Here is a 10,517-nt window from a genome sequence, read left to right as displayed (position 1 = left end):
AAGGCGAAATGGTGCGCTGAAAGGTATAGCGGGACAGGAGGCTAAAATATTTTGAATTTCTCGCTGAAAATCAGTAGGAAAAGAAAAAGTGATGGAAAATTTTAGTGCAGCCTCTTGACTTCTGAAATTTTGTCTATATCTTTGTATCACTAAATCGCTAAGGGGGTTTAGGGAATGACTAAAGCGGGAGTAGCTCAGTTGGTAGAGCGCGACCTTGCCAAGGTCGAGGTCGCGAGTTCGAACCTCGTCTCCCGCTCAAATGAAGAAGATAAAAGACGTTGTGATAAGCAACGTCTTTGTTTTTTAAAGTCACTTCTTCGGGATCAGCCCGAAGGTTGCCGGGATGGTGGAACTGGTAGACACGCAAGACTTAAAATCTTGTGAGCGCAAGCTCGTGCGGGTTCGATTCCCGCTCCTGGTACTATAGTTTAAGAAAAAAGCCCTTGTAACGGAAGTTACAGGGGCTTTTTGCATTATAGCGCAACAGGCGGGCAACAAAATTGCTGGAACCGAGTCCTAAACAGCGGCAGAAGCAGGTTTGCCGTATGTGAGGGTTCGAAAGTTAACAAACAGTAGAGGGTAAGCTGATCACACATGGCTGGAGCAGAGAGTAAGAGCTTCTTTAAGACAGAACGGACTGTTGCTGATATCAGGGGAGAACTATTATTGAGTTCTTTTGAAGCCTGGGCAGTGGCTATGCTACAGCACCCGCTTAACACAGGGATCCCAATCCTTTTCCTCGATTTTGAAGCCGGACAAGATGGCTGCCCGTTTAATAACACCAGTCCTCCTGCTCAAATATTAAGACTCCTTTACAAAAGCACAGGTACCCGGACTGATTTGAACAGAGCCGTCAAGACTTTCTTTTACGATACTGACTCCGCTGCTTTGAGCCAATTGCAGGAGCAAGTTGAGCAATTGCCTTACTTCCCAGAGTTGCAGCACACGCCGGTCTTTTTGGGTCAGGAAACAGCAGAAGCAGACCTAAGGCAAATGCTGGACGAAGAGCCAGCTGCTTTTGCTTTTATGAATCCATTTAGAAGCGGTTTTTCGCTTAAAGGACTGTGTGATTTGCTGCAGCATGGGGAAGCGGGGCTGTTCGTGCATTTCACGCCACAGGACCTGCAAGTAGCTCTGAAAAAAGCAAAAACTGATGAAACATTGGGTATGTTATTCGGAGAGCGGCTTGGCCAGCTAAAAGATTTTCAGAAGAAGAACAGGAACATCGAAAGAAGAGAGGAATACCTGTTAGACAGCTTTGAAAGCATTTTGGCAGAAAAAGGCTACTATACCTTCCGATTCAGAATTAACAGGCCTGATAAGATGCAAACGGGTCGCTATCTGGTATTTGCCTCTAAAGTGGAGCAAGCCTATACTCGTCTCAAAGACATCATGACGCAATACAGCGATTACCAGGAAGACGGCGTGCCATTATTTGGAGCTAACCTGCAGCATCAACAGATGTCCCTGTTTCAGGAGCATTATAAGTACTCCATCGCTAATTTAGTGCAAGACCTTTCTCGACGGGCAACAGATTATAATAACCGTACAGTGCAGCAGGTACACGAAATGCACAGCATCGGTACCCATTATATTCTAGAGAACTACAAGGAGGCTTATGAGCAGCTACTGAGGCGGGGGAAAGTGCGTTTTATAAATCCCAAGACCGGGCAGGTTATTAGCAAGCCGACTTATACCTCTAAGATCAGGTATAGCGCCTGAAGTACTATCGTGCAGATAAGACAAAGCTATACCTGCTACCTGTGCTCAGCTAACACATACCTGTATAGCGGGTCACAGTAGCTCTTGTCAGAACTGAAGCTTACTAAGCTGGTTGTTCTGCGGTGACCGGATCTATCATGGCATGCACTCTTTTTACAGAGTTTGCCGGGAAACCACCTTGCTTTGCGTGTTCCCGCACCGTTTCTTCGTCTGGCGCATTGTAAATGCAATAGATCTTATCATCCGTCACATAACTGTGTACCCACTGTATTTTGGGGCCCATATTATCCAGGACACCACAGGAAGTCTGTGAAATGGACTGTAACTGCTCCTGCGTTAGATTACCAGCGCCCGGAACTTCTCTTTCAATTACATACTTAGGCATTTTGTTTGGTTTTAAAGTTGGCTGTAACTCGTCTCTAGCTGCTGTAACTGGTATGCGAGGGGACTACTAGATGTTAACGTTATATGCTTTCAGTAAGCTATTTCAGCCTACAGCAATTTAGTGAACAGCCGTTTTCAAAGGACCAAACTATTGGAGGTAGAAGTGCTTTGAAAGTATGCTTTACTTTTCTGTAATGTATGGCCCCTTTGGTTGAAGAGCGGGATAAAAAAGGAAGTCCGTACAGCAGGCATGCTTCTGCACGGACTTGAAAATTTTGCTCCAGGATATAAGGCTAACCTTATCGCACCAATTCTCTGTTCCTGTTCGCATCAATGGCCAGCAGAATAAACAGCAGGATGGTAAACGACCACAGCGAGGAACCGCCGTAGCTGAAGAAAGGCAGCGGTATACCTACCACTGGCGCCAGACCAATGGTCATGCCCACGTTGATGACGAAGTGGAAGAAGATGACTGATACCACACAGTAGCCATAGGTGCGGCCAAAAACGGATTTCTGCCGCTCGGCGATGTAAACGATGCGCATCATGAGCAGCAGAAAGAGCGCTATCAGGATGGTGCTTCCCACCCAACCGTGCTCTTCACCGATGGTGCAGAAGATGAAGTCGGTGCTCTGCTCGGGCACGAAGTCGAACTTGGTCTGCGTGCCTTCCAGAAAGCCCTTGCCCCAGAAACCGCCAGAGCCGATTGCGATCTTGGATTGTGTCACGTTCCAGCCATAGCCCAATGGATCGGCCTCTGGGTTAATAAGTGCCTTAATACGGTTCTGCTGGTGTGGCTGCAGTACGTCATTTACGAAATAGTCTACACTAAACACCATGCCTATCACCAGCACAAAAAGTGCGATCATGGTCTTGAAGCGGCGCATCAGACGATAATCCAGGAACATGGCCAGACCCATGAGCGCGGCGATGCCAATTAGCAGGTACAGCTTAGGCACAAGCAACGTCAGGATAAAAATAGCCGCTGCTGAGCCGCCAATAATAAGGATCAGCGGCGACATGCCTTCGCGGAAGAAAGCTAATATAAAAGCACCAAACACGAGTGCAGAGCCTGTCTCATTCTGCAGGATGATAATAACCGCTGGCAGAAAGGTGATGGCAGCCAGAATCATCTGGTCTTTCATCTTCTGCTGGCGCAGACTCACTTGACTCAGATATTTAGATATGGCCAGTGCTGTGGCAAACTTAGCTAGCTCTGCAGGTTGCAGGCGAAAACCACCTCCCAGATCGAGCCAGGAGCGTGAACCAGCTACAGGGTTGGCTACTGCCAGCGTAAAGAGCAGCAGGAGTATAATGCCCCCATAAATGGGGAAAGCCAGGTGCTCGTATACCTTATAATCGACCACGAGCAGCACAATCATCAGAATCACACCGGTGGCAATAAACGTTAGCTGCCTTCCCGAGTTGATGTCGAAGCTGAAGATGTTCACCACGTTGTCAGGGCTGTAAACTACAGCATAGATGTTCATCCAGCCTAGCGCAACCAGCACAAAGTAGAGCAACACGGTGAACCAGTCCAGGTTGCCGAATACGCTCGTGGTCTGGCGACGGCTGCTTGGCTGCACCACTCTCTCCTTGAGTAATCCCTGTCCTCCTGTTGGCATACCTTACTTCGATTTAATGTTCAAATACTCACGGCTCAACACCCACTTCTCCTGCTCCTTGATCGTCACGGTGTCTGTCAGGTACTTCTCGATCATCAGGCCCGCAATAGGAGCGGCTGACTGACCTCCCCACTTACCGTGCTCCACATATACAGCAATCGCAATCTTAGGGTCTTCCATAGGGGCAAAGGCCACGAACACAGCGTGGTCAGGGCCTTGTGGGTTCTGGGCTGTACCTGTTTTGCCACATACCGTTATACCTACCTTAGACAGGTTGGCGCGACGAGCCGTACCAGCACGCACTACTTCGGCCATACCTTCAATGATCGGGTCGAAGTGGTGTGGCTTTACGGAAGTATAGTGGCGCTCGTAGTTCTCCGCCAAAGGCTTGCCGTCCTCGCCAATCGAGCGGATGAGGTGTGGCGTTACGTAGTAGCCCTTGTTAGCGACAATGGCCATAAAGTTCGCCATTTGCAGTGGCGTTACACCAAGTTCACCCTGCCCGATGCTGAGCGAGTAAATGGTAGAGTACTTCCAACGGTTCTTGCCATACACACGGTCATACAGATCGGTGGAGGCAATGATGCCTGACTTTTCGCCAGGTATGTCAATGCCCAGTTTCTTGCCGAAGCCAAAGGTGAGCACGTGCTCGCGCCAGTCCTTCAGTCCCAGGGAAGTATCGGTAAAGGTATTTTTGGACTTGCCTTGGTTAATCAGCGCCTTGTAAGCCTGGAAAAACCACGGGTTGCAAGAGTGCTGCACGGCACCACGCAAATCGAGTGGCGATGGGTGTGGGTGGCAATTCACAAGGGATTTGTTGCAAGCGTATGTTGTGTTAGGGTTTATAACGCCGTCTTCCAGTGCTATAAGGGCCTGCGTAAGTTTAAAGATAGAGCCTGGCGGGTTACGATCAGCCATGATCGGTCGGTTGAACATGGTCTTGTCCGGGTCCTGCAGCAATGTCATGTAATTCTTGCCGTAGTCTTTGCCGGTAAACAGGTTCGGGTCGTAGAATGGGGCCGAAATATAAGCCAGGATTTCGCCGGTCTTCGGCTCAATAGCCACGATGCTGCCTTTGGCGCCATTCATCAGGTGTTCGCCATAGGCCTGCAAATCCAAATCGATGGTGCTTACCATGTTCTGACCAGCCACAGAGAGGGTGTCATAAGCACCATCTTTGAAAGAACCTTTGTCGATGCCGCGCACGTTCACCATCTTGTACTTGACGCCCCGTTTGCCCATCAGGTATTTTTCATAGGCCATTTCTATACCTGCCTTGCCGATGTAGTCGCCGGGGCGGTAGCCTGCGTAAGTGCTGTCTTCGAGCTGTTTGGGGCTGATTTCGGCGATATAGCCAAGCGCATGTCCCAGGCTTTGGTGTGGGTAACCGCGGGCCGTACGGGCGTTAATGTAAAATCCGGGAAAATCGATCAGGTTGTCCTGAATATGCGCAAAGTCTTCCGTGCTCAGCATTTGCTGGAAAATAGAGGGCTTCACCCAAGAGTAGGCACGGGCTTTTTTGAAACGCTCGCGGGCGTCTTCGATTGTAATATCCAGCATGCTGGCCAGACGCAGCGTGTCGATGTTACGGGCCTCTTTAGGCACGATCATTAGGTCGTACACGGGTGTGTTCTGCACCAGCAGATCGCCGTTACGATCGTAGATCAGTCCCCGGAAAGGGTATTGGATAACCGTCTTGATAGCGTTCGTCTCGGCAGCCTGCTTGTAGCTGCTGTCAACCACCTGGATGTAAAACAGGCGCAGCGCGTAGACGATGCCTACTGCCAGGAATATCGCTTGTATGACGTACTTTCTGTTTTCGAGATAATTCATCTATTCGCTCTCTTAAGGGAGAAGAACAGTAATTGTAGGATCACCATGACCACACCTGTAAACAACACGCTCAGTAAAATTTTAGGCACTGCGGCTGATAATCCATCCAAGCTGAAAATTTCCAGCAAGAAGACAGCCGTGTGATGCGCCAGAATCAGAGTAAGCGCATAAGCCAGAAACCAGCGCCAGCCCATCACATGTATGTTCACTGAATCATTGGTATCGTAACCATCACGCGGTGTGAGAAGGTTCAAAATGAAAGGCCTTAAATAAGCCAGCAACACACTTGCCGCGGCATGTATGCCCATGGTGTCGTAAAAAATATCTACCGCAAATCCGGCTATAAAGCCCAGGAAGAGCAGCAACACACGGTTCATGTTGATGGGCAGGAACAGCAGGAAAGCAATGTAAATAAAGCTGAAGCCGGTACCGAAGAGCACCAGGCTGTCCATCAGCAGTATTTGCAAAGCTACAAACACGACAAACTGTACGATATGTCTTATACCTAAGCTGCTATTCATGGGGGAGTATACCTGCTTCTACTTCTAGTGAATCCTGTTCTGGCCTGCGTGGGTTTTCAACCACGTACACATAGGACAGCTGTGCAAAGTCAACGGCCAGTTTTACCCGGATGGTATAAAAACTCTTGTCAAGCTCGCGTTCCACCTCACTGATCGTGCCCACCATGATGCCTTCCGGGAAAACGGTGTTATAGCCACTGGTCACCACAGTATCTCCTATTTCCGGCTTGATGTGCAGCGGGATATAGTCGAGCAGGGCGGTACGGTAATCACCACCTGTCCATTTAATCGTGCCGAAGGTGTTGTCCTTCTGAATTTTGGCCGAGATCAGCATTTGCGAGTGCAGCAGCGAGGTAACTGTCGCGTAATGCCGTGAAACCGTCTTCACACGCCCCACGGCGCCATTCGGGGAAATAACGCCCATACCTGGCTTTACCCCATCCAGACTGCCTGCAGCGAGTGTCAGGTAGTTGTTGGTGCGGCGTACCGAGTTGTTGATTACCCGTCCGGCATGCAAAATAAAGGGCTCCGACTTGGAGGAGTCGGAAGCGGCGTAGTAAGTGGTGTCAAGCTGATCGGTGCTGTCCGCATCGGCCTCCTGCCTGTAGTGCATCAGCTGCTGACGCAGGACGGCATTCTCCTGTGCCAGCGTGCTGTTAACAGACGCCAGCCGGAAGTAGTCGGTTACACCACTCTGAAACTCCAGTACACGTCCTACATAGGTGTTGGCGGAGTTGAACATGGCAGCTCCCTGGTACGTGTTGTAGCGCACGATCAGGAAGATGCACAGCGCCTCCAGCAGCACGAATATAAGGAACGCACGGAACCGGTATATAAAAGCAAATAGATTCCGCATGCGGTACTACTAGGTCAGCAGGACGTTCTTGAAGCCTTCTAAGTTTTTGATAGCCGCTCCTGTGCCGCGTACCACCGCTCTAAGCGGGTCTTCGGCAATGTGGATCGGCAGCTTGGTTTTGGCAGCCAGACGCTTGTCGAAGCCACGCAGCAAGGCACCACCGCCTGTCAGGTGAATACCGTTGTCATATATGTCGGCAGACAGCTCCGGCGGAGCGATTTCCAGCGCCTTCAGTACCGCTTCCTCGATCTTCGACACCGACTTGTCCAGCGCAATAGCAATCTCCTGATAAGTCACCTTGATCACCTTTGGTATACCTGTCATCAGGTCACGACCACGGATCTCGTAGTCAGCCGGTGGGTTCTCCAGCTCTGTCAGTGCAGAGCCAACCTCGATTTTGATCTTTTCAGCAGAGCGCTCACCGATCAGCAGGTTGTGCTGGCGGCGCATGTAGTCCAGAATGTCTTTGGTGAACACATCACCCGCAATGCGGATAGACTGGTCGCACACAATACCCGAAAGGGCCACTACAGCGATCTCAGTAGTACCACCCCCGATATCCACAATCATGGAGCCGATCGGCTGCTCCACGTCGATGCCTATACCTATAGCAGCAGCCATTGGCTCCTGGATCATCCATACCTCTTTGGCACCGGCATGCTGGGCTGAGTCACGCACGGCTCGTTTCTCCACCTCGGTTATACCTGATGGGATACAAATTACCATGCGGTGCGAAGGCTGGAATAAACGACGGCCCGTGTCGATCATCTTGATCATACCTCGAATCATCTCCTCAGCGGCGTGGAAGTCGGCGATCACACCGTCTTTCAGTGGACGGATGGTCTTGATGTTTTCGTGGGTTTTTTCGTGCATCTGCATGGCATTGCGGCCAATGGCGAGTACACGACCCGTGGTGCGGTCTACAGCGATAATGGATGGCTCGTCCACCACAATCTTATCGTTATGAATGATCAAGGTATTGGCGGTACCCAAATCGATGGCTATATCGCTGGTAAGAAAGTTAAATAGTCCCATTCTTATTTTGTAAGGGCGTGCGGCTGCCCGTTATATTTTTAATATACAATATTTCTTGTCAAAAACTAGCCGCAAAATTAGTGATTTTCAGCGGAATTAATAATGCTGGTGAATAAGAGCTATAAGTTTTAATTTTTTCTAAGCCATTATACATACAATTTCTGCATACTGCCCCTGATAACGCTTATGTCTGGATAAAAATTGGATGAAGCTTTTATAAGCAAATCCGTTTTTGATGACTTCTTATTGAGGCGCAAGAAGATAGATGCGGCTGAAAGCCAATAAAAAAGCCTCACCCAGTTGGGGTGAGGCTTTCGGGAATTAGTACGCTATACCTTAGTGCTTGAAGTGGCGCACACCGGTCATGACCATCGCCATGTTGTGGGCATCGCAGTAGTCGATGGAGTCTTGGTCTTTGATAGAGCCACCTGGCTGCACGACTGCTTTTATACCTGCCTGGTCGGCAATCTCCACGCAATCCGGGAACGGAAAAAAGGCGTCGGAAGCCATGACAGTTTTGCTGAGGTCAAAGCCGAAACCCTTAGCTTTCTCGATAGCTTGGCGCAGGCGTCTACGCGGGATGTCTGGCCCACACCGCTCGAAATCATCATTTTGTCAGTAGCAAATACAATGGTGTTTGACTTGGTGTGCTTGCAAACCTTGGCCGCGAATACCAATGCCTTTTTCTCCTCGGCAGATGGCTCGCGCTTGGTCACGGTTTTGAAGTCGGCTTCTGTTTCTGTTTTCAGGTCTTTGTCCTGCTCGATCACGCCGTTCAGAAGCGTCTTGAACTGTTTGGTTGGCAGTTCTACAGGCTTCTGCTTGAGCAAAATGCGGTTTTTCTTGGTGCGTAGTAGCTCCAGTGCGTCAGCATCGAAATCTGGTGCGATCAGGACCTCGAAAAAAAGCTTGTTCAGCTCCTCGGCAGCACCCAGGTCGATGGTTCTGTTGGCAATGATTACACCGCCAAAAGCAGAAACCGGGTCTGTAGAAAGTGCATTCAGGTAGGCTTCTTTGATGTTTTCACCGGTAGCGCAACCGCAGGCATTGGTATGCTTCAGAATAGCCACAGCCGGTTCTTCGAACTCAGCGCCCAGTGCTACGGCAGCGTCTACGTCTACTAGGTTGTTGTAAGAGAGCTGCTTGCCGTTAAGTTGCTCAAACAGGTCTTCCAGCTTGCCGAAAAACGTCGCTTGCTGGTGCGGGTTTTCACCATAGCGTAGCGGCGTGGCCTCACGCACACTCTGCTTGAACACGTGGATATCCTGCTCTTTGCTCAGGTAGTTGAAGATGTGCGTGTCGTAGTTTGAGGAAATGTCAAAAGCCTTGGCTGCGAAACGCTTGCGGTCTGCCAGCTCTGTTGCACCGTCTTTTTCTTTCAAAAGTTCCACCACTTCGTCGTACTGCTCGCGCGAAGACACGATCAGCACGTCCTGAAAGTTTTTGGCTGCCGCTCTGATGAGGGAAATACCGCCAATGTCAATTTTCTCAATCACATCCGCTTCTGATGCACCCGATGCCACTGTCTCCTCAAAAGGGTATAGGTCAACCACTACGAGGTCGATTGGCGGGATCTCGTACTGCTCACGCTCAGACAGGTCGCTCTCGTTGGCACGGCGGTGCAGGATGCCACCAAACACTTTCGGGTGCAGCGTCTTCACGCGACCACCGAAAATAGAAGGATAAGCAGTCAGGTCTTCTACGGCCACTACGTCAGCACCTTGCTCTTCAAGAAAAGCCTGTGTGCCGCCTGTGGAGTAGATGGTGACATTGTGCTGCTTCAGGAGCTCTACCAGTGGCTCGAGACGGTCTTTGTAGTAAACCGAGATAAGTGCGGATTTGATTTTAACAGATTGCATAGGGTATGGGCTGTTTTTAATGTGCTAATTCTTTAATAGTTTATATGCCGATGCTCGCGTAACGTACTTGGTTCGCCCTAGGGCATTTCGAGTATCAAACGTTCCACTACTTCCGGCAGGTATTTGTGCTCCAGTTGCAGTACGCGGGCTGCCAGATCCTCTGGGGTGTCGTCGGGGTGTACGGGGCAGCGCTCCTGCAGCACAAACTCGCCTTTGTCATACTCCTCGTTCACGCGGTGGATGGTTATACCTGATTCCTTATCACCTGCCGTAACAACGGCCGTATGCACGTTGAGGCCATGCATGCCTTTGCCGCCGTACTGGGGCAGCAGGGCAGGGTGGATGTTGATAATGCGGTCTGGGAAAGCCTGCAGGAAGTTCTGTGGCACTAGCCACAGGAAGCCAGCCAGCACAATCAGGTCGGGCTGGAAGGACTGTACCTGCTCCAGCACTTTAGTGGAGTTGTAAAACTCGTCGCGGGAAAATAAAAAAGCCGGGACGTGGAAGGTCTCGGCTCGTTTAAGGGCATACGCTTTCGGGTTGTTGGCGAACAGGGCGGCCACACGAATCTCCGGGTGGTGCTCGAAGTACTCCATCAGGCGCTGTGCATTGCTGCCCGAACCTGAAGCAAAAATGACTATATTCTTTTTAGCTGCTCGTTCCAAAGTAAGGCTTTGTAATG

Annotated in this window: 8 protein-coding genes, 2 tRNA genes and 1 pseudogene; 3 read left to right on the top strand and 8 right to left on the bottom strand. The window is 50.2% G+C overall.

From position 1 onward, the window contains the following. Positions 1-183 precede the first annotated feature (183 nt). From O71_RS01160 to O71_RS01150, 3 genes are all read left to right on the top strand, one after another. Positions 184-256 (top strand) — tRNA-Gly (locus tag O71_RS01160). An 81-nt stretch (positions 257-337) separates the two neighbouring features. After that, positions 338-421: transfer RNA gene (locus tag O71_RS01155), tRNA-Leu, on the top strand. A 173-nt stretch (positions 422-594) separates the two neighbouring features. Further along, a complete protein-coding gene (locus O71_RS01150) occupies positions 595-1,722 on the top strand; it encodes a hypothetical protein (RefSeq protein WP_007652395.1) in 1,128 nt (375 codons plus the stop codon). Between the two features lie 103 nt (positions 1,723-1,825). Here O71_RS01150 and O71_RS01145 read toward each other — a convergent pair whose 3' ends face one another. The 8 genes and pseudogenes from O71_RS01145 to purN form a co-directional block, all read right to left on the bottom strand. Further along, positions 1,826-2,107 carry a DUF4242 domain-containing protein gene (locus O71_RS01145; RefSeq protein ID WP_007652394.1) on the bottom strand — a complete coding sequence of 94 codons (282 nt, stop codon included), beginning with the start codon at positions 2,105-2,107 and terminating at the stop codon, positions 1,826-1,828. 298 nt (positions 2,108-2,405) lie between these two features. After that, positions 2,406-3,731, bottom strand: coding sequence for a rod shape-determining protein RodA (gene rodA / locus O71_RS01140; RefSeq protein WP_007652393.1), 1,326 nt, complete (start codon positions 3,729-3,731; stop codon positions 2,406-2,408). A 3-nt stretch (positions 3,732-3,734) separates the two neighbouring features. After that, positions 3,735-5,564 (bottom strand): penicillin-binding protein 2, encoded by a 1,830-nt coding sequence (mrdA, locus tag O71_RS01135; RefSeq protein ID WP_007652392.1) that lies wholly within the window; start codon positions 5,562-5,564, stop codon positions 3,735-3,737. Continuing rightward, complete coding sequence (locus tag O71_RS01130) at positions 5,561-6,085, bottom strand: hypothetical protein (protein WP_007652391.1); 525 nt, start codon at positions 6,083-6,085, stop codon at positions 5,561-5,563. The genes mrdA and O71_RS01130 overlap by 4 nt, the downstream gene beginning before the upstream one ends. Continuing rightward, positions 6,078-6,941, bottom strand: a complete 864-nt coding sequence (mreC, locus tag O71_RS01125; RefSeq protein ID WP_007652390.1) for a rod shape-determining protein MreC — start codon at positions 6,939-6,941, stop codon at positions 6,078-6,080. Before mreC ends, O71_RS01130 begins: the two co-directional genes overlap by 8 nt. Before the next feature lie 9 nt (positions 6,942-6,950). Beyond that, positions 6,951-7,976 carry a rod shape-determining protein gene (locus O71_RS01120; protein ID WP_007652384.1) on the bottom strand — a complete coding sequence of 342 codons (1,026 nt, stop codon included), beginning with the start codon at positions 7,974-7,976 and terminating at the stop codon, positions 6,951-6,953. A gap of 336 nt (positions 7,977-8,312) precedes the next feature. Continuing rightward, positions 8,313-9,835, bottom strand: a pseudogene (purH, locus tag O71_RS01115) (bifunctional phosphoribosylaminoimidazolecarboxamide formyltransferase/IMP cyclohydrolase). A gap of 77 nt (positions 9,836-9,912) precedes the next feature. Continuing rightward, a complete protein-coding gene (gene purN / locus O71_RS01110; protein ID WP_040573394.1) occupies positions 9,913-10,500 on the bottom strand; it encodes a phosphoribosylglycinamide formyltransferase in 588 nt (195 codons plus the stop codon). Positions 10,501-10,517: the final 17 nt, after the last annotated feature.

This window comes from Pontibacter sp. BAB1700 (assembly GCF_000277005.1).
GTDB classification, from domain to species: Bacteria; Bacteroidota; Bacteroidia; order Cytophagales; family Hymenobacteraceae; genus Pontibacter; species Pontibacter lucknowensis.
Note: the sequence above shows the minus strand (reverse complement) of the source record. Positions and strands in the feature narration are given on the sequence as shown.

Excerpts from the sequence above, each read along its gene's own strand:
- O71_RS01150 (WP_007652395.1), top strand. The coding sequence starts at position 595 with ATGGCTGGAGCAGAGAGTAAGAGCTTCTTTAAGACAGAACGGACTGTT.
- O71_RS01145 (WP_007652394.1), bottom strand. The coding sequence starts at position 2,107 with ATGCCTAAGTATGTAATTGAAAGAGAAGTTCCGGGCGCTGGTAATCTA.
- rodA (WP_007652393.1), bottom strand. The coding sequence starts at position 3,731 with ATGCCAACAGGAGGACAGGGATTACTCAAGGAGAGAGTGGTGCAGCCA.
- mrdA (WP_007652392.1), bottom strand. The coding sequence starts at position 5,564 with ATGAATTATCTCGAAAACAGAAAGTACGTCATACAAGCGATATTCCTG.
- O71_RS01130 (WP_007652391.1), bottom strand. The coding sequence starts at position 6,085 with ATGAATAGCAGCTTAGGTATAAGACATATCGTACAGTTTGTCGTGTTT.
- mreC (WP_007652390.1), bottom strand. The coding sequence starts at position 6,941 with ATGCGGAATCTATTTGCTTTTATATACCGGTTCCGTGCGTTCCTTATA.
- O71_RS01120 (WP_007652384.1), bottom strand. The coding sequence starts at position 7,976 with ATGGGACTATTTAACTTTCTTACCAGCGATATAGCCATCGATTTGGGT.